The organism is Streptococcus infantarius subsp. infantarius ATCC BAA-102, assembly GCF_000154985.1.
Lineage (GTDB): Bacteria > Bacillota > Bacilli > Lactobacillales > Streptococcaceae > Streptococcus > Streptococcus infantarius.
In genome coordinates this window covers 1-24716 of record NZ_DS572692.1, presented here as the reverse complement: position 1 = coordinate 24716, position 24716 = coordinate 1, and the positions used below count along the sequence as shown (strand labels likewise).

The window sequence follows — 24716 nt, the reverse complement described above, 5'->3', positions numbered from 1 at the left end:
CGATTCTATTGATAATCAAGAAAAAATGAAAACTAAAAAGGTTCTAAGTTTCACTACTTAGAACTCTTTTAATTTATTTTTTAACGGCATCAGTTGCCACGTCATCACCAAACCATTTGTTTGAAATTTCTTGGAACTTGCCTTCTTGATAAAGTTTTTGGAAAGCCTGATTGATTTTCTTAACCAATGTTTTATCAGCTTTTCTAGCCCCTACAGCAAAATCTTCACCATCAAACTCACTAGCTATGATATTGTAGTTATCTAATTCACCTTCTTGTTCAAGGTAATAATTAGCGTAAACTTTATCGATCAAGAGACCATCAATACGATTGTTTTTAAGATCAACGAGGGCTTGTGTGAAGGTTTCATACTGTGTCGCATCACCACCAGATACAATATCTTTCAAAACTTTTGGTTTTGCATTGAAAGCATCGTAACCAGATGAACCTGATTGAGCTCCGAGGACTTTATCTTTCATCCCTGCAAAACTTGTAATTCCTGAAGATTTTTTAGTGACTAGCACTTGTTCATTAACCATGTAAGGATTTGTAAAGAGAACTTTTTCGGCACGTTCATCACTAATAGAATAACCATTCCAAATCAAATCAATCGTACCGTTGTTCAATTCAGTTTCTTTCATATCCCAGTTGATTGATTGCCATTTCACTTTAATACCATACTGTTCAAAGACGGCATTGGCAAGATCGATGTCAAAACCAACATTTTTGCCATCTTCATCTTCATACCCCATTGGTACAAAAGTGTTATCAAAACCAATCGTAATTTTACCATCTTTTTGATAAGTTTTCCATCGGTCTGTCTTAGCAACTTTTTTTGATGACGATGACCCGCAAGCAGCTAAACTAACTGTCGCAACAAGCGCCATAGCACTTAAAAGAACTTTTTTCAATTTCATAAAGACACCTAATGAGACTTTCTGTTATTTTGGATTAATTTTTAAAATGTGATCTGAAATCGTTTCTGCAAATTGTAAATCATGGGTAACCACAATCTGAGTCATTCCAGCTTCTCGGTTTTGTAAAATCAATTTTTCAACTTCTTGACGTAATTCTGGGTCAAGCGCTGACGTTGGTTCATCATAACCAATGATTTGAGGATCAATCATCATCGCACGAGCAAGGGCGACACGTTGCTTTTGCCCACCTGATAATGAGTAAGGATAAGCATCCGCATGTCCTCCCAAACCAAGACGTTTAAGAAGACCAAGCGCCTTTTCTTTTGCCGCTTCTTTTGTCATTCCCATTGTTTTAACAGGTGACAAAATCAAATTATCTAAAACAGACAAATGTGGGAACAATTGAAAGTCTTGGAAAACAAAACCAAGCAAGTTAAGTGTCTCTAAGTGATCAATCGGAACAACTTCACCATTATAGATGATTTCACCCGAATCAATTTTTTCAAGACCAGCAAGCATGCGTAGTAAAGTGGTTTTACCACCACCTGAAGGTCCTACAAGAGACAAAATTTTACCATCTTCAATTGTTAAATTAAAATGATCAAAAATTTTCTTTTGACCAAATTGTTTGGAAATATTTTTTAATTCTAACATCTGGTCACCTCTTATTTATAATAATCAAATTTTTTCTCAGTTTGTTTTGAAATCAAGATAACAATACCAATCATAAGCAAGTAAATAGCCCCTGCCACAAACATCGGTGCAAGTGTTGCATCACGGTTGGCAGCTGTCTTACTTGCAAGCAACAAATCACCAACCCCAAGAACATAAACGAGTGAAGAGTCTTTGACAAGGTTGATAATTTCATTGAAAACACTTGGTAAAACAATCTTGAAAACCTGTGGCAAAATAATATAATGAATGGTTTGCAACTGATTTAATTTCAAAACTTTTGCGGCTTCGTATTGACCCTTAGGAATAGCAGCAATCCCACCACGGAAAATTTCAGCAAAATAAGCTGCATAATTCAAGGTAAATGCCAAAATTGCCGCAGGCATACGGTCCATAACCACTCCTACACTTGGTAAAACATAGTAGAAGAAAATAAGTTGCAATAGCAATGGTGTTCCACGCATAATCCATACATATAATGTCAACAACCATTGCAAAGGTTTAAATTTAATCTGCATCAAAAAAGCTAGGATAGCACCAATCGGAATGGAAAGCACAATAACAATACAGAAAACTTGCAAAGTTACCGCAGCGCCATCTAACAAGCTAGGCAGAACTTGTGAAATATATGACATGTTATCTCCTAAAAAGAATTTGTTACTATTATAGTATTATATCAAATTTTCAAACAATTGGGGAGCAAAGAAGAATATTTTATCATTTGACCTTATAAAAATGAACTTAAATAACATAACTATATTTATGTAAAGAATATCTTTAAATATAAAAAACGCTACGAGAAAAGCTCATAGCGTTAATGTCATTATAGTTTTTTAACAAACTCTGATTTTAATTTCATTGCACCGAAACCATCGATTTTACAATCAATGTTGTGGTCACCTTCAACAAGACGAATGTTTTTAACACGAGTTCCTTGTTTAAGATCTTTTGGTGCACCTTTTACTTTCAAGTTTTTAACGATAGTAACACTGTCACCGTCAGCAAGACGAGTTCCGTTGCTATCAATAACAACCAAACCATCTTCTTCAACTGAATCAGCTGGGTTCCATTCATAAGCGCACTCTGGGCAAACTAACATTAATCCATCTTCGTAAGCATACTCAGAGTTACATTTTGGACAATTTGGTAAAGACATCATTTCTCCTTATCAAAAAATAACTATAACTTTATTACTGTCATAAAGTTAAAAGTTACATTGTCCATTCTACCTTAGAAAGTAAATTTTGGCAAGTATTATTCCACAGTAACCGATTTCGCAAGGTTACGAGGTTTATCAACGTCCAAACCACGTTGAAGTGTTGCGTAATAAGCAGTCAATTGTGCTGGGACTACCATTGCAATAGCTGACAAGAATGGATGTACAGTTGTTACGATGATATCGTCACCTTCACGAGCTTGGCTTTCATCAACAATTGTCAGAACACTTGCTCCACGTGCTTCAACTTCTTGGATATTACCACGTGTATGTGATGCAAGAACAGGATTGCTTGAGATAAGAGCGATAACAGGCACACCTTCTTCAATCAATGAAATTGTACCGTGTTTCAATTCACCAGCTGCAAATCCTTCACATTGAATGTATGAAATTTCTTTTAATTTCAAACTTGCTTCCATGGCAACATAGTAATCTGAACCACGACCAATGTAAAAGGCATTACGAGTTTCTTTAAGAAGTGCTTCTGCTTTTTCAGCAATCGTATCTTTTTCAGAAAGTGTTGCTTCAATAGATTGTGCAACGATAGCAAGTTCGTGAACAACATCAAAATCAGCTGCTGCTTTGTTGCCATTAGCATCGCCTACTGCTTTAGCAAGAATTGCCAATGTAGCAACTTGAGCTGTGTAAGCTTTTGTAGAAGCCACTGCAATTTCAGGACCTGCATGCAAAAGCATAGTGTATGTTGCTTCACGTGACAATGTTGAACCTGGAACGTTTGTAATAGTCAAGCTAGGAATGCCCATTTGATTTGCTTTAACCAAAACTTGACGACTATCAGCGGTTTCACCTGATTGTGAAATCATGATGAAAAGTGGTTTTTTGCTCAATAAAGGCATGTTATAGCCCCATTCAGATGCAATACCGAGTTCAACTGGTGTATCAGTCATTTGTTCAAGGAATGATTTTGAGGCAAAACCAGCATGGTAAGATGTTCCAGCAGCTAAAATGTAAATACGATCTGCTTCTTGAACAGCTTTGATAATTTCAGGATCAACAGTGACTTGATTATTGTCATCTGTGTAAGCAGTGATTAACTTACGCATAACTGTTGGTTGTTCATCAATTTCTTTCAACATATAGTAAGGGTAAGTTCCTTTACCAATATCAGATAAATCAAGTTCAGCTGTGTATGAATCGCGTTCAATAGTATTGCCATCATAATCCATAACTGAAACAGAATGTTTTGTCAAAACAACCAATTCCTTGTCATGGATTTCCATAAATTCTCTAGTTTCGCGAATCATAGCCATAGCATCTGAACATACCATGTTGTATCCGTCACCCAAGCCAATCAAAAGAGGTGATTTATTTTTAGCCACATAAATAGTATCAGGATCTTCAGCATCAACCAAAGCAAACGAATATGAACCTTCAATGATTTTCAAAGCTTTTTTAAAAGCTTCAAGAACTGTCAAACCTTGTTCAACAAATTCACCAACTAAATGAACAGCGATTTCAGTATCAGTTTCACCTTTAAGATGGTGATTTGAAAGATATGTTTCTTTAATTTGTAGATAGTTTTCAATAACACCATTGTGAACCAAGACGAAACGTCCAGTTTCAGATGTATGTGGGTGAGCGTTCAATTCAGTTGGTTGACCGTGAGTTGCCCAACGGGTGTGACCAATACCAGTGTAACCAGCCATATCAATTCCAATTTTCGCACGAAGATCAGCAATACGTCCAACTGATTTAATTAAGCGACCTTGATTAACACCATTAGTAACGTAAATTCCTGCAGAATCGTAACCACGGTACTCCAATTTTTCAAGACCTTGTATTAAGATGTCTGTTGCGTTTTTGTTTCCAACAACACCAACAATACCACACATATTTTTTTACCTTTAATAGGAAAAAACCTATTATCTCTTTCTTATTTTTTGAATTGGTATAGTCTAATAAAGACCTTCCAAAACCTTACAGCAACAGTATATAACTTTACTTTTATCTTGTCAACAGAAAGATTGGTATAAAATATACTATACCAATTCTTTATTGGTATAAAAGGAAAATTAAACCAACAAAAAACAGAGTAGCTAAACTACTCTGTTGTAATAAATCCAAATTGATTAAGTGGTAAAACTTTGAAAGTAACAACACCACGAATTTGACTTTCCTTGATTAGTCCAAAACTACGACTATCATTAGTATTCTGACGATCATCATTTAAGACTAGATAATACCCTTTTGGCACTTCGTTATATTTACCATTAGAAACTGTATTAACAGAAAAATCAGAAGTAAATGGCTGTTGGGTATCCGAAGTTGACAAATATTCGGATTTTATCTTGCTAATGTACGGTTCTTCTTTTACTTTGTTGTTAACATAAAGAATATCATCCATTACAGTCACACTTTGTCCAGCTGTTGCGACAACACGACTAATGTAAAAAATACCATCTTTCTTGTAAACGATGAAATCTTTATAGCGTGGTTCTCGATTTCGATTAACAACTACGACATCACCATTTGATAGGTATGAATTAGCGGCATCCTCATGCACTTTAAATGTTGAAAAGACAAAAACCCTCAACAAAAATATCGCTAAAATAGCAATTAAGACTAAAATAATGTTTCGAATAAAATCGCGCTTAACCATAATTTCTCCTATTCTTTGTTCTATTATATCATGTTTCTGAACATAAAAAAAGTAGGCATGTGACTTTTGACACAAAGTAAGTAAATTAGCCTTTTTTTATCTAGATAAAAGAATAAAAAATGATAATATTTGCCCCAAAAATGCCCCACAACCATAAAAAAAGCCCTATCACACAGGCCGTAAAGCTTGATATGATAGGAACTTTTTCTATTTTCGTCGTAGACTGCTGGATGCTCTTCGTTCAAAGAACTGTGACCATCCTAGCATTCCTGACGGGGGTGCGTCAACGAAATCAAAGATTTCTGACTTACCACCTTATTTTACAGTGCGGATACGCATTGTGTTTGTACCACCTGAACCAACAGGAACACCAGCGACGATAACGATGTTATCACCTGATTGAACCAATCCAGATTCAAGAGCAGCTTTTTCAGCAACTTCAAACATGTCATCAGTTGATGCAGGTTTTTCAGTTACGACTGGAATAACACCCCAGTTAATCATCAATGATTTTTGAGTTTTTTCGTCGAATGTTACAGCCAAAATGTCAGCATCTGGACGGTATTTAGAGATAAGACGAGCAGTGTTACCAGATTCAGTAAGAGCAACTACAAGTTTGATATCCATTGAGCTTGTTGCATCTTTAACTGCAGAAGCAACAACTTCTGTTTTAGAAGTACGAGCGAATGATGATGAATCAAGACGTCCGTATTCGTTAAGAAGAGCTTGAGCGTTTTTATCGATTGTAGCCATTGCACGAACTGCTTCAACTGGGTATTTACCGTTTGCAGATTCACCTGAAAGCATTGTTGCGTCAGTACCATCAATAACAGCGTTGAACACGTCAGATACTTCTGAACGAGTTGCACGTGGTTTTTCAGTCATAGATTCAAGCATGTTTGTTGCTGTGATAACTGCTTTACCAGCTGCGTTAACTTTAGTGATGATCATTTTTTGGTAAACTGGAACCATTTCAAATGGAACTTCGATACCCATGTCACCACGAGCGATCATGATACCATCAGCAGCTTCGATGATTTCGTCGATGTTTTCGATACCTTGTTGGTTTTCGATTTTAGCGAACAAACGAACGTGCCCGTTACCAGTTTCTTCACAGATTGCACGAACTTCTTCAACGTCTTTTGCAGTACGTACGAATGAGATAGCGATGAAGTTAAGACCTTGTTCAAGACCAAAACGGATATCAGCGTTATCACGTTCAGCAAGAGCTGGGAATGGGATTTTAGTGTAAGGAATGTTTACACCTTTTTGTTTAGCGATAATACCATCGTTTTCAACTTCAACAACAAATTCACGAGTTGCATCGTCTTTAGCGACAACACGAAGACCAAGTTTACCATCGTCAACAAGAACTTGTTTACCAACTTCAACGTCATCGTAGATGTCAAGGGAACCGGCAACGTTCAAAGCGATAACTTCGCGAGTTGATTTGATACCTTGTTTAGTAGCAACACGGATTTGTTCACCAGTTTTGTATGAATATTCTTTAGCTTCGCCTTCAAAAAGTTCAGTACGGATTTCAGGTCCTTTAGTGTCAAGAAGGAAACCAACTTTTTGTCCAGCAATTTCTTCGGCACGACGTACAGTTGCCATACGTTCACCTTGTTCTGCATGGTCACCGTGTGAGAAGTTGAAACGGAAGACGTTTGCACCTTCTTTAATTAATTGAGCGATTTTTTGTGCTGATGCTTCAACATCAAGGCTTTCACCCCAATATCCATCTTCACCGAATTTTTTACCGCCACGGATTTCAACCGCAGGACCAAGTGTTGCAACGATTTTTACGCGTTTATTCATGATAATATGAAACTCCCTTTATTTTTAAGCCGAATGAACGGCTATTAATAACAATAATTTTTAATCTAATAATATACTATATTACAAATGAGCAATGTCTCGATTTAATTGAGCAAAGTCAAGACGTGCTTTGTGTGGCATGTTGACGATAATGCTACCATCTTCTGCCAATGAGAATAGAGCACCTTCTTCTTTAGTACCAAGAATTGGGCTTTCTACTAATTCTTCGTTGTGGATACCAACGGCAAGTCCACCACGACCTTGTTGAAGCAATTCAACAGCGTGAGCACCCATCCAAGAAGCAAGAACACGATCACGAGGTGATGGTGCACCACCACGAAGGATGTGACCAAGGTTAGTTGCGCGAAGGTCGCTAGTATCACCAGCTTCTTTCATCAACTCTGCAAATTTTTCAGCATGCATTACACCTTCAGCAAGAACGATAAGGTGACGTTCTTTACCTTTGTTTTCGTAACCATCTTTAACTTTTGCAACAACTTCGTTGATGTCATATTCTTCTTCAGGAATAATGATTTGGTCAGCACCTGCAGCAATACCTGCCCAAAGAGCGATATCACCAGCGTTACGTCCCATTACTTCAACAACAAATGTACGTTTGTGACTGTAAGATGTATCACGGATTTTGTCAAGAGCTTCCATAGCTGTGTTTACAGCTGTATCAAACCCAATAGTGTAATCTGTACCAGCGATATCGTTATCGATTGTACCTGGGATACCAACTGCTGGGAATCCGTGTTCTGTCAAGCGCATAGCACCGTGATAAGAACCGTCACCACCGATAACAACGACACCTTCGATATCGTGTTTTTTAAGTTGTTCGATACCAGCAAGTTGTCCTTCAAGAGTTGCAAACTCAGGGTAACGAGCTGATTGAAGGAAAGTACCACCATGTGACAAAATGTTTGAAACACTTTGAGCATCCAATGGGAAAATGTCGCCATCGACCATACCAGCATAACCACGGTTAATTCCGAAGACTTCCATTCCTTCTTTAATTGCTTTACGAACAACCGCACGAACAGCAGCATTCATACCAGGAGCGTCGCCGCCACTAGTCAAAACAGCAATACGTTTCATTTTGCTAATACTCCTTTTATTAATCTAACGGTTTTATTATAGCACATTACTTTGTAAAAAGCTTTACTTTATTTTATTTTTACTAAATTTTTATTGATAAATCGCTTTCACTGTATATGGAGTTAAAGCTTGTAAAAGCTCTTCGTCCTTTTTAACCAAATGTCTCTGACTTTGCAAGGTTTGCTTACTATCTTGATAATGCAAAATCACGGGAATATTTCCTGGATATTGTGACAAGATTTCTGAAACTTCTCTATCATGTAAATGATTTGGAAGTAATAACCACAAGCGTTCACTACTTGTTTCTTGAACATGATTTAACACCATCTGCAAACGATTGTTGCGATTTTGAATCTTACCAGTTAAATAATAAAATCTCCCTTCTTGCAATTCGTCTTTATAACGTGTGAAGACTTCTGGAAAGAGAGTGACGTCAAATTTTTTCTGTGTGTCTGTCACATTCAGAAAAGCCATCTGCTCACCCTTGGTTTTTGTTCGAATCACACGAATCTGACTTAATTCAACAAGAATAGTCGCTTCAGTATTTTCATGCAAATCGGCTAAAGCCGTAAAAGCAACAGATGAGTTCTTGGCAATTTCAAGAAGTGGGTGTGGACTGATTCCTACTCCTAGTAATCCCTGTTCCTGACGATATTTTTCAGTATTTGGAAAGTCTTCTACTTCAATCCAATTATAAGAATTTTCAGCAAAAAGACTACCTAGTTCATTAACGAATATGAAAAGAGGTTCCAGATTTTCAATAATCTTGCGGCGATTTTTTTCAAAATTATCAAAAGCACCGACTTCAACCAATGGTGTGATAAGTTCCTTCTTCTGGTAATTCTCAGGCAACTTAGTCAAGAAGTCCTCAATACTTGAAAATGGTCGATGATCAATAATCCAGTAACATAAATCACGTGGAAGTGCGCGTAGATTTTTTAAGCCAAGATAAATTTGACCATCAGCTATCTTATCGTTATAGGGCACTGTATTGATGTCGATTTTCTTGATGCGAAACTCTGATTCCATAGCATCCGTAATATAATCAGCACTTGAATAATTCAACATGACATCATAAAAAACTGCAGGATAGTGTGCCTTAAAGTAAGCTAGTTGAAAAGCTAATGCTGAGTAAGCAAAGGCGTGACTTCTATTAAAACCGTAGCCAGCAAATTTAGCCATGCGAGAAAATAAATCTTTGGCCGTTTCAAGCGGTCGCCCCAGAGCCTGTGCACCTTTTAAGAACTCGCTTTCCATTTTTTGCATGTCTTCTGCCTTTTTCTTTGACATGGCACGACGCAACAAATCCGCTTTTCCTAGAGTGAATCCTGCATAGACCTGTGCAATTTGCATCACTTGCTCTTGATAAAGCATGATGCCATAGGTTGGCTCCAAAATTTTTGCCACCAAAGGATCGATTAAATCAATCGCTTCTTGTCCAAAACGACGTCTAATAAAGTTCTCGGTGTAATCACTAGCCCCTGGACGGTTCAAACTTGTTGTTGCCACAATATCTTCAAATTTTTGTGGTTTAATACGTTTTAACAGATTAATGGCACCAGCTTGTTCAAATTGAAAAATCCCTTTTGTCTTTCCTGCTGCAAATAAAGCCAGCGTTTGCTGATCTTCTAGATCAATAGATTTGACATCAATATTAATACCATAATCTTTTGCCACTTTTTCTTGCATGCGCTGTACAAAAGTAAGGTTTCGCAAACCAAGAAAGTCCATTTTGAGGAGTCCATTAGCTTCAACCGCGGCAGCATCATACTGGGTAATCATCATGTCTTCCCCAGCTTTTAATGGAATATGCTCGGTCAGATTGTCATCGCTCATCACAACACCGGCTGCGTGTATAGAGGTCTGACGAGGATTTCCTTCTATACGCTTAGCAATAGCAAATGCTTTTTGATACTCAATCTTAGCATTAATAATTTGACGAAAAGCTAGATTTTTTTCATAAACTGATGTCAAATTATCTTTGAAACTAATTTTCTTTGTGATATTTGTCAGTTCGTGTTCTGGGGCGCCAAAACGTTTAAAAACATCGCGAATAGCTTGTTTAGCACCAAAAGTTGAAAAAGTCACAATTTGAGCCGAGTGAAGACTACCGTAACGATTACGGACATAATGAAGAAACTCACTGCGATAAACATCTGGGAGGTCAATATCAATATCAGGCATGCTATAACGTTCTTCATTTAGGAAACGTTCAAAAAGCAGATTGTTCTTCACTGGGTCAATACCAGTAATATCAAGAGCATAGGAAACTAAACTTCCCGCAGCAGAACCGCGTCCCATTCCCATGTAATACCCTCGACTACGACCAAAGCGCAGTAAATCCCAAACGATAAGGAAGTAATCATCAAATCCCATCTTGTGAATGACCGAAAGTTCTTTGGCTAAGCGTTCTTGGTACTCTGGCAACCAAAGATTTTTAGCCTTAAGCCCTGCTTCAGTTAATTCTATCAATTCCTCTTGAGCAGGTTTTTGACGATTAAAACGCGGTAATTTTAATTCACTATTAAAGTCATAATGAATTTCAGCGACTAATTTTTCTAAGTTTTCTAGAGCTTGTGGAAATTTTTGCTCAAAAGCCTGTGTTAAAATATCACAAGCCATCAACTGTTGTCCTTGCGGTGCAGCTGACGCATCTTTCAAGCTAATATTATCTCGAATAGCATGAAGCATGTGAAGCGTTTCGACTTCATTAGTATTAAAATACCGTACTGTATGAAGTGGAATTAAAGGTTTGTCATAATCCCTTTCTTCTGAATGAACATTCACTCCGATATAATACTCAAAAGGAAGCGACAAGCTCTCCAAACCATCAAAATCCGGGATAATAACCACTAAGCCTGACAAGTAATCCTTTAAATCCTCTACCTGAATACCAGATGTCATCTGACGACTAGACACTTTCATCAAGTTTTTGTAACCTGTCGTATCACGCGCAATTAAGTACACACTTAAGGAAAGATTTTCCTGTAAATTAAGCGTCAACTCAAGCCCCAAAACAGGACGCAGACCTTCGCTTTTAGCTTTTGTAATAAAATGAAAGGCGGCATAGAGATTATCTTTGTCCATAATCCCAATGGTTTGGTAGCCTAATACTTTTGCTTCTTTGACATAGCCCTCTAAGTCAATTAAGCTATCCATAAAAGAATAAACAGTCTTGGTATCTAATTGGGCAAACATAAAAGCCCTCCTTTCTCCGATTGATTTCTGTATCCATTATACACTAAAAATGAAGGCATTTTGGGGTTAAACCGAAATTAGATGTCTCAGTGATTGATTCCTTGACATTTCAAACTTATTTTTGTACCATTTATTTAGTACAAGACTTCTTCTAATTAATACAATTAAGACTTCTTTAAATTTTAATAGAAAGGGGTTATCGTATGTCCTGGAAATTTGATGAAAAATCACCTATTTATGTTCAAATTGCACAACATATTAAGATGCAAATCATCAGTCAAGAAATCAAAAGCGGTGATCAACTCCCAACCGTTCGCGAATTAGCTGAAGAAGCTGGTGTCAATCCCAACACAATGCAACGCGCTTTTTCAGAACTAGAACGCGAAGGCATGGTTTACTCTCAACGAACTTCTGGCCGCTTTGTTACAGATGACACTGACCTCATCATGCAAAAACGTCGCGAAGTTGCTGAGGCAGAATTGCAATCATTTGTTAATAACATGCAAAAAATAGGATTTGAAATCGACGATATTGTGACTACACTAGAATCGTATATTAAGGAGAAAAAATAGGATGAGTCAATTACTCCAACTACATCACGTTACCAAAAAATACAAAAAACATGTAGCTGTTGACGATGTGACACTTAGTTTACCTGCCGGTAAGATTATTGGCTTACTAGGCCCAAATGGAAGCGGAAAAACGACACTAATTAAACTAATCAATGGACTTCTTCACCCAACAACTGGAGAAATCGTCATTGATGGTTACCGTCCTTCAGTTGACACTAAAAAAATCATTTCATATCTTCCAGATACTTCTTACCTCAGAGAAGATATGAAAATTAAGGATGCCCTTGCTTTCTTCGAAGATTTTTACGAAGACTTCTCTCGTGAAAAAGCTGAACACCTTTTAGAAGATTTAGAGCTTAATCCAAATGACATCCTCAAAAATCTATCAAAAGGGAATAAAGAAAAAGTGCAGCTAATCTTGGTCATGAGCCGACAAGCGAAACTTTATATTCTTGATGAACCAATCGGGGGTGTTGACCCAGCCGCGCGCGACTACATTTTACGCACTATCATCAATAATTACTGTGAAGAGGCTTCTGTTATTATCTCAACGCACTTAATTTCAGAAATCGAACCAATCCTTGATGAAATCATTTTCCTTAAGGACGGAAAAATTATTTTGCAAGGCAATACGGATGATATTCGTGAAGAGCACGGTCAATCCATTGATTCACTCTTCCGTGAGACTTACAAAGCTTAGGGAGGAATTATGTTTTCAAAACTTTTAAAATACGAACTAAAATCTGTTGGTAAATGGTACTTCGCACTTAATGCATCAATTATCGCTATTTCCATCTTCCTTGGCTTTAGCATCAAGACACTTACAGACTATGCTGAAAACTTTGCAACAAGCAATGCTAATCATTACACACAACTTATTCCAATCATCTTATCAATCATGTTTGGTGTTGTGGTTGCTAGTGCTTGGATTGCTACACTAGCTATCATCGTGCGACGTTTTTATAAAAATATCTTTGGTCGCGAAGGTTACCTTACTTTAACCTTGCCAGTATCTACTCACCAAATCATTTTATCTAAATTAATTGCTTCACTGATTTGGACAGCCTTTAACGCAATCGTGGTTACCATTGGAGTGACCTTACTTGTCATACCCATTTTTGGCCTAGGTCATTTCTTAGCCTTCCTACCACAATTAGCTAAAATGCTCACTCCTGCCGAATGGGGAATTGGGTTCCTTTGGTTAGCAATCTCTTCTATTTCAGGAATTTTGCTCATCTACTTAGCTATTACAATCGGGCAATTATTTGCTAATAGACGTGCTCTTATGGCATTCGTTGCCTACTTCGTCGTTTCATTCATTGTTTTATTAGTGTCTGAAATTCTCGGAAGCCACGAACTAAATAGTGACCTTACTATCCATTTCTTTATCTATTCTTGTATTGAGTGCTTTATCGAAGGTATCATCTTCTACTTAGCAACACATTACTTGCTTAAAAACAAAATTAATATTCAATAAATATTATAGCCACCAAATTCTGGTGGCTATTTTTATATATAGAATTGTGTCTGGGTGAAAGCACAAAAAACATTCTCGCAGTCTTCCTACTACTGATAGTGAAAAAAATTTTTTGTGTTTCTTTTTGTGTTTCTCTAAAAGGCAAAACTAGGCAAAACGTAAAAACAAAAAACGTTGATATATCAACGTTTTGCGTAACTTTGCTAAACTATGAAAGGCTTTTATGGAGCCGGTGGGAGTCGAACCCACGTCCAAACACCTGCCAATACATTCGTCTACAACCATAGGTTATGTCTTTGATTTAACTTAAGCTCGATACATAACTCAAACCTAGATTAAGCGAGCCTATAAATCTCTTTTTGACTAGCTAGGCAATAATCAAACGTAGCTTGCTAATCAATGAAACCTCTAGCAAAACACAAGCAATCCTGTAGAGATCACGCGAGCTGGTTTTTAGGCAGCTACAGCGTAAGAATTTGTATTTTTTGCAGTTATATTTAACTGGCATTTTTACATCTGCCGATGAGTCGCAGAATGTATCTCATAGTGCCTGTCGAATCCGTAACGACCCCAGATATTATAAAGTAATCAAAAGCTACGTATGTTATTATAGCAAATAATGTTTAAAATAGCAAAAAAGAAATTCTTATGATATGATAAGAATTATGAAAATGAAGATGTTCGACCACTATGCCTTTTGGCAGCGACTGATCAAGTTTCTGGGAGTATTAGCCTTGCTGGGAACGTTTGTTTTAGTCATCTGGTTCTACCATTTAGGGATTCTAAACGATAGTAATGCACTCAAAGATTTTGTTAATCAGCACAGTGTCTGTGGGCCCTTAGTTTTTATCTTAGTGCAAATCTTTCAAGTTGTCTTCCCAGTGATTCCAGGTGGTGTCACAACAGTTGCTGGCTTTTTAATTTTTGATCCAATCCTAGCCTTCTTTTACAACTATGTGGGTATTGTGATTGGTAGTATCATTCTATTTATTCTTGTTAGGCTATATGGTCGCAAGTTTATTCTACTTTTTGTCGATGAGAAGACTTTTTACAAATACGAAGCGAAGCTTAACACTCAAAATTATGAAAACTTCTTCATCATTTGCATGTTATCACCCATTTCACCAGCCGATATCGTGGTGATGATAACTGGATTATCTCGCATTTCATTGAAACGATTCACCTTCATTATCCTACTAACCAAGCCAATTTCAATTATTTCTTATAGTTATATCTGGATTTTTGGAGGAAATATCCTAAAATTACTATTAGGTCACTAAAGCCTGAGCTTAGCTCGGCTTTTTCTTTTTTCATTACAACTATAATTTTTCAAAAAAATTTCATGTAAACATTTTCACAGTATTGAAAAATTCTTACATAGTAGTAGACTTATAACGAAGGAGTTTACTAATGAAGTTATACGTTCAATTTATGATAATTCTCATCTTTTCATTTATTGGGGAGGCGATTTCTCATTTACTCAATTTACCTGTTCCTGGTAGCATTATTGGGTTAGTGCTACTTTTTCTTGCCCTGGAATTCAAGGTAATTCGTTTGAGACACATAGATGTTGTGGGAAATTTCTTGCTCAATAATATGACCATTCTGTTCTTGCCTGCGGCTGTCGGAATCATGGATCGATTCAATGACATCAAGGATTATTTGCTTCCTATCACCATTATCATTCTTGTAGCTATCTTTTTGAATGTTGCTACTATTGGTTTTGTTGTTCAATTCATCAAAACACGCTTTGAGGGAGACTATGTTGATAAAGGAGGTCATCATGACTGATATTCTTACAAATCCAATCTTTGGTATCATGCTATCAATCCTAGCATACCTTATGGGCATGCTTATTTTTAGGCGTTTTCCACACCCAATTACTACCCCTTTACTATTGGCAACCTTTTTTATTATTGCCTTTTTAAAGATTACTAAGATTTCCTACCATGATTATTACATTGGCGGAAGTTATCTTAATACATTGATTGTTCCATCAACAGTAGCACTTGGTATTCCACTCTACCGTTCATTCCACTTGATGAAACATCACATCAGAAGTATCCTAACTGGTATTATTGCTGCTTGTATTGTCAACACGACTTTTACCGCTCTTGTTGCGAAAACATTTGGTATTAAATATTTGCTAGCTATTTCATTATTCCCTAAATCAGTAACAACTGCAATGGCTGTTGGTATCACTGAAAAAATGGGAGGAATTACAACTGTAACACTTGTTGTCGTTGTTATTACAGGAATTTTAACAAGTGTTCTTGGACCCGTTTTTTTAAAACTCTTACGAATCGAAGATCCTGTTGCTATCGGGCTTAGCCTTGGAGGAACAGGGCACGCAATCGGTACTGGGACAGCTCTAAAATACGGTCTCGTTGAAGGTGCGATGGGCGGACTTGCTATCGGAGTTACCGGAATTGTTTATGTTATTATCAGTCCAATCGTAGCTCAAATTATTTTAAAATAAGCTTTTATAAGTGCCTGTGGTGAAAATCACAGGCCTTTTATTTGTCCTTAAACTGCTCGTAATGCCATCCAATATTAACTTGCGACAACTTTCCTTAAATTCTTCTACAAGCTTCACAACACGGCTTTTATGGGCATATATAAAAAGAAAAAGCCAGTTATTGGCTTTTTCTAATTGGTATAATACTCCACTCTAAGGGAATCGAACCCCTATTTCAAGAACCGGAATCTTGCGTGATATCCATTACACTAAGAGTGGCAACTACTATATTATACCACATCGAAACAAAAAGAAAAGACTTGGAAATCAAGTCTTTACTCATTTATAATTATAATTCAATGTCGCCAAACAAGTCAGCCATTGAGAATCCAGTTTGAGTTTCTGGAAGTTCGTAATCACGCTTAGCTTCACGTTTTGGACGACGTGGACGTGATTGACGTTTTTCTTCGTTTTCAGCTTGTGCTGGACGTTCTTCAAGAGCTTTGATTGAAAGTGATACACGTTCTGCAGCAGCGTTAACTTCAAGAACTTTAACGTTAACTTCTTGACCTACTGAAAGAACATCTTTTGGATTTTCAACACGTTTGTGTGAGATTTGTGAGATGTGAACAAGTCCATCGATACCAGGCAACACTTCAACGAAAGCACCGAAGTCAGTCAAACGTTTAACTTTACCTTCAACAACATCACGAGCAGCAAGTTTTTGTTCTACACCATCCCATGGTCCAGGTGTTGTAGCTTTAAGTGAAAGTGATACACGACCTGCTTCTTCGTCGATTGAAAGAACTTTAACTTCAACTTCTTCACCAACAGAAACAACTGATTTAGGTGAAACGTTGCGTTCGTGTGACAATTCAGTTACGTGAACAAGTCCGTCAACACCACCAAGATCGATGAAAGCACCGAAGCTTGTCAAGCGAGCAACCTTACCTTTAACGATTGCACCTTCTTCAAGTTTAGAGAAGACTTCTTTACGAGCTGCAGCAGCTTTTTCTTCAATAACTTCACGACGTGAAAGGATGAAGCGGTTTTCAGCTGGAACAACTTCTTTGATTTTAGCTTCAAATTCTTGACCAACGAATTTTTCAGTGTTACGTACGAAACGTGTATCGATCATTGAAGCAGGGGTGAATCCGCGAAGTCCTTCAAATTCAACTGAAAGACCACCTTTAACAGCGCGTGTACCTTTAACAGTAACAACTTCGCCTTCGCGACCAACAAGTTTATCCCAAGCTTTGCGAGCTTCCAAGCGTTTTTTAGAGACAAGGAAAGTAACTGTATCAGTATCTTTACCTACTACTTGACGAAGAACAAGTACTTCAACTGTGTCGCCAGTTTTAACGAAATCGTTAATATCAGCATCGCGATCGTTAGTCAATTCACGAAGTGTAAGAACACCTTCAACACCTGTTCCTTCGATAACAACGTTTGCTTGATCATTATCAACAGTTAAAACTTCCGCAGTGACAACATCACCAGGGTTTACTTCGCTAACACTGTTTAGCAAATCTTCAAATTCATTCATTCTAAAAAATCCTCCAATAAAAGCTAGCTTAAGCTAGCTTTTGACAACAATAATATTTCTCAAGGTAACCCGCAACGACAACAACTTTTATCTTTGACGGTGTCAAGCCGAAACTCGATACCTTTGACTGGGGTAGCTGGATTCGAACCAACGCATGAGGGAGTCAAAGTCCCTTGCCTTACCGCTTGGCTATACCCCAAAAATAAGGTTCAATTAATTCTAAGATAAAATCTTAGAAATGGAAGGGGAGGGATTCGAACCCCCGAACCCGAAGGAGCGGATTTACAGTCCGCCGCGTTTAGCCTCTTCGCTACCCTTCCGTTACGACAAAAACTATTCTAGCATAGTTTTTGTTCTCTGACAAGTACTTTTCGCTATTTTTTAGCGATTTAAGTTGTAATTTTCAATAATACTTTCAATTGCTTGCTCTAAAGTTTTGAAAAGCGCTTCCACTTCTCCATTTTTGACAACAGCAAATTTGTTATCAAGCTCAGCAATTTCACCGATAACTTTTTTTCCAGCAGTCAAATTATAACCATCGACATTAGCATTATTGATGGTAACTTTGGCGTCAGCAAGTTGAATTTCGATTTTTTTATCTTTTTTGCTCATTTTTCCACCTCACGCTATTCATTTTACCGAAAAACAAAAAAGCTTGCAAGAGCAAGCTTTAATTTATTAGTCAACTTTGTAAATCCAGCCTTCTGGAGCTTCAATGTCACCAAATTGGATGCCGACAAGTTCGTCATACAATTTGCGAGTAACAGGTCCTACTTCTGTTTCACTGTAGAAGACATGGAAATCATCACCGTGTTGAACACCACCAATTGGTGAAATGACGGCTGCTGTACCACAGGCACCTGCCTCAACAAATTTATCCAATTCATCAATTTTAACATCTCCTTGGATAGCTTTCATGCCAAAACGGTGTTCTGCCAAATAAAGGAGTGAGTATTTTGTAATAGATGGCAAGATTGATGGGCTAAGTGGTGTAATAAATTCATTATCAGCCGTAATACCAAAGAAGTTTGCAGAGCCGACTTCTTCAATCTTAGTGTGTGTCGCAGGATCTAGGTAAATAACATCAGAGAACTTACGGTCATGCGCCATTTTACCTGGAAGGAGACTTGAAGCATAGTTACCACCTACTTTTGCAGCTCCTGTACCATGCGGAGCAGCACGGTCATATTCGTCTTGAATCAAGAAGTTAGTTGGTACCAAACCACCTTTGAAGTAGTTACCAACAGGCATTGCGAAAATAGTGAAAATGTATTCATCTGCAGGGTGAACACCAATAATGTCACCGATACCAATCAAAAGAGGACGTAGGTAAAGTGTTGCACCAGTGCCATATGGTGGTACAAATTCTTCGTTAGCACGAACGACTTGTTTTGCAGCATCAATAAATTTTTCTGTAGGCACTTGTGGCATAAGAAGACGATCTGCAGTGCGTTGCAAACGTTCAGCGTTCATATTTGGGCGGAACAATTGTACTGAACCATCTTTTGTACGATAGGCTTTCAACCCTTCAAAGGCTTGTTGGCCATAGTGCAAAGCTGGTGATGCTTCAGAAATGTGAAGCATTGAATCTTCTGTTAATTTTCCTTCATCCCATTTACCATCTTTGTAGTAAGAGATGTAACGAAATGGTAATTTACGATAGGCAAAGCCTAGATTTTCCCAGTCTAAATCTACTGTCATAACTATTCCTCTTTCTTTATTTTTATCCTATTGTACGCTTTTTAAATCTTTTTTCAAGTACTTTTTCATAAAATTCTGAAAATTTGTTCAAAAAATAAATCGGAGAAAATCTCCGACTTATTATCGCTATTTAATTCTTGCGCTAAAGACACCTTCATCTGAAATTTTATCTGAAATAAAGGAACCATTACTTGTGCGTTCTGACAAGGTCAAATCTTCAAGAATGGCTTGATAATGATTGCCCTTATTTGAGTAAACTTCCAAGGTTTCAATCTTATCAGAATCAAGTGGCTCAATGATGAACAAATCAATATTTTGGACATCCTTTGAAGCGTGTACTGGTCCTGCCATAAAGACGCGATGTGGTTTTGATTTGAGTTCACGAAGGACTTGCAAGCCTCGATTAGCACGACTTGCTGCTGGAATTAGCTCAGTCGCCATACGTTTAAGGCTACCACGTTGAGTCAAGATAAAGAAGCTTTCTGTATTGGCGATAAAGGCTGACACGACAAAATCATCATCCTTAAGATTGATTGATTTAACCCCAGCCGCTTTGGCACCGACTACTGGTACTTCGTCAATATTGAAATGCAAAGCATAGCCATTATGCGTAATGACCATGACATCATCAAGTGCAATTGGCGCAATAGTCACAACAATATCATCGTCTTTTTTCAACTTAGCGTACTTAACAGCTTTTGATTTGTAAGTGCGCCATGGCGTGAATTCTTTGCGTTCAAAGCGTTTGATTTGACCATATTTTGTGGCTGCAAAATAAGTTTGCGGACCAAACTCATCGACAATTTCAGCATACAAGACATACTCGTCTGTTGCAAAATTAGTGATGGTTTGTGATAAATGTTCCCCAATGTCTTTCCAGCGAATATCTGTCAATTCATGAACTGGACGATAGATTACATTGCCAAGATTTGTGAAAATCAACAAATGTTGAGTTGTCTTAGCTTGTGAGACGAAGACCAGTTCATCATCATCACGTTTACCAATTTCTTCAACCGTAGAAGCATTATAAGAACGCGGACTTGTACGTTTGATGTAACCACCTTTTGTCACGCTAACATAAGTATCTTCTTCGACAATCAAGCTTGCTACATCGATTTCAATTGTTTGTGCTTCGGCTTGCAATTCTGTCAAACGTGGGTTAGCAAATTTTTTCTTAACTTCACGTAGTTCACGTTTCATGACATTGTACATGGTACGTTCGTCACCGATAATTGCTTTAAGCATAGTGATGCGTTCACGAAGCTCTGCTTCTTCATTTTCAAGCGTCACGATATCGGTATTTGTCAAACGGTACAATTGTAAAGTCACAATGGCTTCGGCTTGTTCTTCTGAAAATTCATAGCTGACTTTGAGGTTTTCTTTGGCGTCAGCTTTATTTTCAGACGCACGAATAAGCGCAATAACCTCATCCAGAATTGAAACAACACGAATCAAGCCTTCCACGATGTGAAGACGTTTTTCAGCTTTTTCCTTGTCAAATTTTGAACGGGCAACGATGATGTCCTTACGGTGAGCAATGTAACTTGTCAACATCGGAATGATACCCACTTGGCGTGGTGTATAGTTGTCAATAGCAACCATGTTGAAGTTATAGTTCACTTGCAAATCAGTGTATTTCAACAAATAGTTGAGAATCGTTTGCTCATCAGCATCTTTTTTAAGTTCGATAGCAATACGAAGTCCATCACGGTCTGACTCATCACGAACTTCTGCAATGCCAGGGACTTTATTGTTGACACGAACATCGTCAATTTTCTTAACAAGTACGGCTTTATTGACTTCATAAGGAATTTCAGTAACGACGATTTGTTTTTTACCGCCACGAAGGGTCTCAATGTCAGTGCGTGAGCGAACCACAACACGACCTTTACCAGTCTCATAAGCCTTACGAATACCATCTTTACCTTGGATGATTGCTCCTGTTGGGAAATCAGGCCCAGGCAAGAATTCCATTAATTTGTCTAATTTAGCATTTGGATGATCAATAAGGTAAACCACCGCATCAATCACTTCTGCCAAGTTGTGTGGCGGAATATCAGTTGCATAACCTGCTGAAATACCTGTCGCACCATTCACTAAAAGGTTAGGAAAGGCAGCTGGTAAAACAGTTGGTTCTTTTTCGGTATCATCAAAGTTCCAAGCAAATGGAACAGTATCTTTATCAATATCACGAAGCAAATACCCTGCAATTTCTGACAAGCGCGCTTCGGTATAACGCATGGCGGCCGGTGGATCACCATCCATAGAACCGTTGTTACCATGCATTTCAATCAAGGTTTCACGGTTTTTCCAGTCCTGACTCATGCGCACCATAGCGTCATAAATAGAGGAATCACCGTGTGGGTGGAAATTACCCATAACGTTACCGACTGATTTAGCCGATTTACGGAAACCTTTATCAAAAGTATTGCCGTCCTTATTCATTGAATAAAGTATACGACGTTGAACAGGCTTCAAACCATCACGAATATCTGGCAAAGCCCGCTCTTGAATAATATATTTGGAGTATCGCCCAAAACGATCCCCCATAATGTCTTCGAGAGACATATTTTGTACATTTGACATAATTATTATCCTTTACTTTTCACGTCAAAAATTTTGTGGATTTATCACAGACCATTAAAACACTGTATTTTCTTCCAAAGTGAATTTAACGTTGTCTTCAATCCATTTGCGGCGTGGTTCAACTTTGTCACCCATAAGGACACTGACACGGCGTTCGGCACGCGCCAAGTCATCAATAGTCACACGAATAAGCGTACGTGTTTCTGGGTTCATCGTTGTTTCCCACAATTGGTCAGCGTTCATTTCACCAAGACCTTTGTAACGTTGGAGTTGAGCTCCTTTACCAAATTTTTGACGCAATTCTTCTAACTCACCATCTGTCCAAGCGTACTCAACTTGCTCTTTCTTGCCTTTACCTTTAGACATTTTATACAAAGGTGGCAAAGCGATATAGACATGACCTGTTTCAACAAGCGGACGCATGTAACGGTAAAAGAAAGTTAGTAACAATGTCTGAATGTGAGCACCATCGGTATCCGCATCTGTCATTATAATAATCTTATCGTAGTTTGAATTTTCAACTTTAAAATCTGCACCGACGCCTGCACCAATTGTGTAAATCATGGTATTGATTTCTTCGTTTTTCAAAATGTCAGACATCTTAGCTTTTGCTGTATTTAAGACTTTACCACGCAATGGCAAAATAGCTTGGAATTTACGGTCACGACCTTGCTTGGCTGAACCGCCGGCAGAATCCCCTTCGACCAGATAAAGTTCATTTTTCTTAGGGTTCTTAGATTGTGCTGGTGTCAATTTACCAGAAAGGAGTCCTTTGTCTTTCTTGTTCTTCTTACCATTACGAGATTCATCACGCGCTTTACGAGCTGCTTCTCTGGCATCACGCGCTTTAATCGCCTTACGAACAAGGTTAGACGCTACTTCACCATTTTCCAAAAGGAAGAAAGTGAGTTTTTCAGAGACAATACTGTCTACAATCGGACGCGCTAGAGGACTACCGAGTTTATCTTTAGTTTGTCCTTCGAATTGCAAATGTTCTTCTGGAACCAAGATTGAAAGCACTGCAGATAGCCCTTCACGGTAATCTGACCCTTCAAGGTTCTTATCTTTTTCTTTCAAAAGGCCTGACTTGCGAGCGTAGTCATTCATCGCCTTAGTAATGGCAGATTTCAATCCTGTCTCGTGTGTTCCACCATCTTTAGTACGAACATTGTTAACAAAAGAAAGGATATTATCTGAGAATCCATCATTGTATTGAAGTGCAACTTCAACTTGGAAACCTTGGTCTTCACCAGTCACCCAAATCACAGGCGTTAATGTTTCTTTGTCTTCGTTAAGGTATTCAACAAAGTCCTGCACTCCATTTTCATAATGGAATTCTAGATGTTCTGCTTCTTCTGGACGATTATCCGTCAACGTCAATGTGACATTCTTAAGCAAAAAGGCAGATTCTTTTAAGCGCTCAGCAATGGTGTTAAATTTAAAGTCAGTCGTTGAGAAAATCGTATCATCAGGCATGAATGTTACCATAGTACCTGACTTAGATTTTGGTGCTGTTCCAATCTTTTTAAGGGTTGTCACGGGTTTACCACCATTTTCAAAACGTTGTTTGTAAACCGCACCGTCACGAGTAATTTCGACTTCAAGCCATCTTGAGAGGGCATTAACAACTGAAGACCCCACACCGTGAAGCCCACCAGATGTTTTATAACCACCTTGACCAAATTTACCACCTGCGTGAAGCACAGTGAAGATAACTTCTACAGTTGGAATCCCCATAGCGTGCTTACCAGTTGGCATCCCACGTCCTTGGTCTTTTACGGTCACACTACCATCTTGATTAAGAATAACATCAATCTGAGTACCAAAGCCAGAAAGAGCTTCATCGACGGCATTGTCAACAATCTCCCAAACTAAATGATGTAGTCCTGTCGCATCTGTTGAACCGATGTACATTCCGGGACGTTTACGAACAGCGTCCAATCCTTCTAATACTTGAATGGCATCGTCATTATAATTATTTACATTAATTTCTTTTTTAGCCAAAAGCGACCTCCAAATAATTCATCTTTTTTATCTTACAAGTTTTTTCAGTATTTTGCAAAAAAAAAATCAAAGTTAATATCGATTTTACAAGGAAAATCACCAATTTTTTTATGAAATAGTATATCAAATTTAAAGCGTTATCACAATTTTAGCTTGATTCTTCAAGTCATTTATTCTTCAAATTTCTCCTTTTCTTAATAAGCGATTGTGTTATAATGGAAACATGAAAATTTTAGTTATGATTCTGATTGCTTACTTGTTGGGGTCAATCCCAACTGGACTTTGGATTGGAAAATTCTTCTACCACACAAATCTTAGAGAACATGGTAGCGGTAATACTGGGACAACCAATACTTTTCGAGTTTTAGGTGTCAAAGCAGGAATTGTCACATTTGTGATTGACATGCTAAAAGGAACTCTGGCAGCACTTCTTCCACTTATCTTTGGTGTTAGTGGTGTGTCACCTGTTCTTATCGGTTTGTTTGCCATTATTGGTCATACCTTCCCACTATTTGCACGGTTTAAAGGTGGAAAGGCAGTTGCGACAAGTGCTGGTGTTCTTCTTGGATATGCACCACTATTTCTTCTCTTTCTTGCCGTTATCTTTGTCATCACCCTTTACCTTTATAGCATGATTTCATTGTCTAGTGTTGTTGCTGCAAGCGCAGCTGTGGTGAGCGTTCTTGTCTTTCCAGCATTTGGCTTCTTACTTACTCACTATGATTTGCTCTTTACATTACTCATTATCATTATTGCAGGCATTATCATTGTACGACACAGAGACAACATTACTCGTATTAAAAATCACCAAGAAAACCTCGTTCCTTGGGGAAT

21 protein-coding genes, 3 tRNA genes and 1 other RNA gene are annotated in these 24716 nt (G+C 37.9%); 7 read left to right on the top strand and 18 right to left on the bottom strand.

Annotation, left to right across the window (positions count from 1 at the left end):
- Positions 1–73 precede the first annotated feature (73 nt).
- The 9 genes from STRINF_RS05395 to STRINF_RS05355 form a co-directional block, all read right to left on the bottom strand.
- Complete coding sequence (locus tag STRINF_RS05395) at positions 74–916, bottom strand: amino acid ABC transporter substrate-binding protein (RefSeq protein WP_006532034.1); 843 nt, start codon at positions 914–916, stop codon at positions 74–76.
- 24 nt (positions 917–940) lie between these two features.
- Positions 941–1570 (bottom strand): amino acid ABC transporter ATP-binding protein, encoded by a 630-nt coding sequence (locus tag STRINF_RS05390; RefSeq protein ID WP_006532033.1) that lies wholly within the window; start codon positions 1568–1570, stop codon positions 941–943.
- An 11-nt stretch (positions 1571–1581) separates the two neighbouring features.
- The gene (locus STRINF_RS05385; RefSeq protein ID WP_006532032.1) at positions 1582–2223 is read right to left on the bottom strand and encodes an amino acid ABC transporter permease; all 642 of its coding nucleotides are present in this window, start codon (positions 2221–2223) and stop codon (positions 1582–1584) included.
- 188 nt (positions 2224–2411) lie between these two features.
- Positions 2412–2744, bottom strand: coding sequence for a zinc ribbon domain-containing protein YjdM (locus STRINF_RS05380; protein ID WP_006532031.1), 333 nt, complete (start codon positions 2742–2744; stop codon positions 2412–2414).
- A gap of 98 nt (positions 2745–2842) precedes the next feature.
- Positions 2843–4657 (bottom strand): glutamine--fructose-6-phosphate transaminase (isomerizing), encoded by a 1815-nt coding sequence (gene glmS / locus STRINF_RS05375; protein ID WP_006532030.1) that lies wholly within the window; start codon positions 4655–4657, stop codon positions 2843–2845.
- A 209-nt stretch (positions 4658–4866) separates the two neighbouring features.
- Positions 4867–5424 (bottom strand): signal peptidase I, encoded by a 558-nt coding sequence (lepB, locus tag STRINF_RS05370; RefSeq protein WP_014334655.1) that lies wholly within the window; start codon positions 5422–5424, stop codon positions 4867–4869.
- Positions 5425–5739: 315 nt separating this feature from the next.
- Complete coding sequence (gene pyk, locus STRINF_RS05365; protein ID WP_006532028.1) at positions 5740–7242, bottom strand: pyruvate kinase; 1503 nt, start codon at positions 7240–7242, stop codon at positions 5740–5742.
- Between the two features lie 81 nt (positions 7243–7323).
- Positions 7324–8340: a 6-phosphofructokinase gene (pfkA, locus tag STRINF_RS05360; RefSeq protein ID WP_006532027.1), complete on the bottom strand. Its 1017-nt coding sequence runs from the start codon at positions 8338–8340 to the stop codon at positions 7324–7326.
- 90 nt (positions 8341–8430) lie between these two features.
- Positions 8431–11538 (bottom strand): DNA polymerase III subunit alpha, encoded by a 3108-nt coding sequence (locus tag STRINF_RS05355; protein WP_006532026.1) that lies wholly within the window; start codon positions 11536–11538, stop codon positions 8431–8433.
- A 203-nt stretch (positions 11539–11741) separates the two neighbouring features.
- Between STRINF_RS05355 and STRINF_RS05350 the strand changes: the two genes are divergently transcribed.
- The 3 genes from STRINF_RS05350 to STRINF_RS05340 are packed head-to-tail and all read left to right on the top strand — an operon-like array spanning position 11742 to position 13587.
- Positions 11742–12110 (top strand): GntR family transcriptional regulator, encoded by a 369-nt coding sequence (locus STRINF_RS05350; protein ID WP_006532025.1) that lies wholly within the window; start codon positions 11742–11744, stop codon positions 12108–12110.
- A gap of 1 nt (position 12111) precedes the next feature.
- Positions 12112–12810, top strand: coding sequence for an ABC transporter ATP-binding protein (locus STRINF_RS05345; RefSeq protein ID WP_006532024.1), 699 nt, complete (start codon positions 12112–12114; stop codon positions 12808–12810).
- A 9-nt stretch (positions 12811–12819) separates the two neighbouring features.
- Positions 12820–13587 carry a hypothetical protein gene (locus tag STRINF_RS05340; RefSeq protein ID WP_006532023.1) on the top strand — a complete coding sequence of 256 codons (768 nt, stop codon included), beginning with the start codon at positions 12820–12822 and terminating at the stop codon, positions 13585–13587.
- Positions 13588–13808: 221 nt separating this feature from the next.
- On the opposite strand, the gene ssrA is transcribed toward STRINF_RS05340, so the two are convergent.
- Positions 13809–14159: a transfer-messenger RNA gene (gene ssrA / locus STRINF_RS09960) on the bottom strand.
- A 93-nt stretch (positions 14160–14252) separates the two neighbouring features.
- On the opposite strand from ssrA, the gene STRINF_RS05335 reads away from it, so the two are divergent.
- From STRINF_RS05335 to STRINF_RS05325, 3 genes are all read left to right on the top strand, one after another.
- Positions 14253–14867, top strand: coding sequence for a TVP38/TMEM64 family protein (locus tag STRINF_RS05335; RefSeq protein WP_043878382.1), 615 nt, complete (start codon positions 14253–14255; stop codon positions 14865–14867).
- A gap of 130 nt (positions 14868–14997) precedes the next feature.
- Positions 14998–15378, top strand: coding sequence for a CidA/LrgA family protein (locus STRINF_RS05330; RefSeq protein WP_006532021.1), 381 nt, complete (start codon positions 14998–15000; stop codon positions 15376–15378).
- Positions 15371–16066: an LrgB family protein gene (locus tag STRINF_RS05325; protein ID WP_006532020.1), complete on the top strand. Its 696-nt coding sequence runs from the start codon at positions 15371–15373 to the stop codon at positions 16064–16066. The genes STRINF_RS05330 and STRINF_RS05325 overlap by 8 nt, the downstream gene beginning before the upstream one ends.
- 186 nt (positions 16067–16252) lie before the next feature.
- On the opposite strand, the gene STRINF_RS05315 is transcribed toward STRINF_RS05325, so the two are convergent.
- The 8 genes from STRINF_RS05315 to parE form a co-directional block, all read right to left on the bottom strand.
- Positions 16253–16324 (bottom strand) — tRNA-Arg (locus STRINF_RS05315).
- A 70-nt stretch (positions 16325–16394) separates the two neighbouring features.
- Complete coding sequence (gene rpsA, locus STRINF_RS05310; protein ID WP_006532019.1) at positions 16395–17591, bottom strand: 30S ribosomal protein S1; 1197 nt, start codon at positions 17589–17591, stop codon at positions 16395–16397.
- A gap of 127 nt (positions 17592–17718) precedes the next feature.
- A tRNA-Gln gene (locus STRINF_RS05305) sits at positions 17719–17790 on the bottom strand.
- 40 nt (positions 17791–17830) lie between these two features.
- Positions 17831–17911: transfer RNA gene (locus tag STRINF_RS05300), tRNA-Tyr, on the bottom strand.
- A 61-nt stretch (positions 17912–17972) separates the two neighbouring features.
- Complete coding sequence (locus STRINF_RS05295) at positions 17973–18203, bottom strand: DUF2969 domain-containing protein (protein ID WP_006532018.1); 231 nt, start codon at positions 18201–18203, stop codon at positions 17973–17975.
- A gap of 66 nt (positions 18204–18269) precedes the next feature.
- Positions 18270–19292, bottom strand: coding sequence for a branched-chain amino acid aminotransferase (locus STRINF_RS05290; protein WP_006532017.1), 1023 nt, complete (start codon positions 19290–19292; stop codon positions 18270–18272).
- A 126-nt stretch (positions 19293–19418) separates the two neighbouring features.
- Positions 19419–21878: a DNA topoisomerase IV subunit A gene (gene parC / locus STRINF_RS05285; protein ID WP_006532016.1), complete on the bottom strand. Its 2460-nt coding sequence runs from the start codon at positions 21876–21878 to the stop codon at positions 19419–19421.
- Positions 21879–21932: 54 nt separating this feature from the next.
- Positions 21933–23882, bottom strand: coding sequence for a DNA topoisomerase IV subunit B (gene parE, locus STRINF_RS05280; RefSeq protein ID WP_006532015.1), 1950 nt, complete (start codon positions 23880–23882; stop codon positions 21933–21935).
- A gap of 223 nt (positions 23883–24105) precedes the next feature.
- On the opposite strand from parE, the gene plsY reads away from it, so the two are divergent.
- On the top strand, positions 24106–24716 hold a 611-nt coding region (gene plsY, locus STRINF_RS05275; RefSeq protein ID WP_006532014.1), incomplete at its 3' end, for a glycerol-3-phosphate 1-O-acyltransferase PlsY.